Genomic DNA, 532 nt, shown 5'->3' with positions numbered 1-532 from the left:
GGGCACGCGCGGCGCCTCGGCATTGCGCTGCCGCTGCGTCTCCGCGTAGACGCCGCGGAACATGCCTCCGCCCATGCCGCCCATGCTCATGCGGGTCAGCCTACGTCCGACCGGGGACACCGGGACGCGGGCAGCGATGTCGGGGGTCCCCAATAGACTCGGCACAGCCGCTCGACACCGGGCTCCCTCGGTCGACCGGGAATAGGGGGCCGCGTCCCGCGGTTACCCCGCACGTCCGTCGCCTTCCGTGACGCCACGACGCCCTCCCTGGCCGCCACCACCGGAACACCCACCGCTCCCCCGACCTCGGCGTCGGGGGTCACGGCCGAGCAGAACCGGGTCATCTGGCTGCTGCTCGTGGCCGCCTTCGTGGCGATCCTCAACGAGACCACGATGAACGTGGCGATCCCGCACCTCATCCGCGACCTGAGCATCACGGCCGTCGCGGCTCAGTGGCTGACGACCGCCTTCATGCTCACGATGGCCGTCGTCATCCCCGTCACGGGCTTCCTGCTGCAGCGCTACACCACCC

At 71.1% G+C, this 532-nt stretch carries 1 protein-coding gene; it reads left to right on the top strand.

Annotated features, from left to right (window positions below; all coding sequences use genetic code 11):
• Positions 1-357 precede the first annotated feature (357 nt).
• Positions 358-532, top strand: a 175-nt coding sequence (locus tag G3A47_RS24655; RefSeq protein ID WP_350339441.1) for an MFS transporter, incomplete at its 3' end; no start/stop codon positions are given.

The organism is Flavobacterium poyangense, assembly GCF_011751075.1.
In the GTDB taxonomy this organism is placed as follows: domain Bacteria; phylum Bacteroidota; class Bacteroidia; order Flavobacteriales; family Flavobacteriaceae; genus Flavobacterium; species Flavobacterium poyangense.
This window is presented reverse-complemented; position numbering and strand designations above follow the sequence as displayed.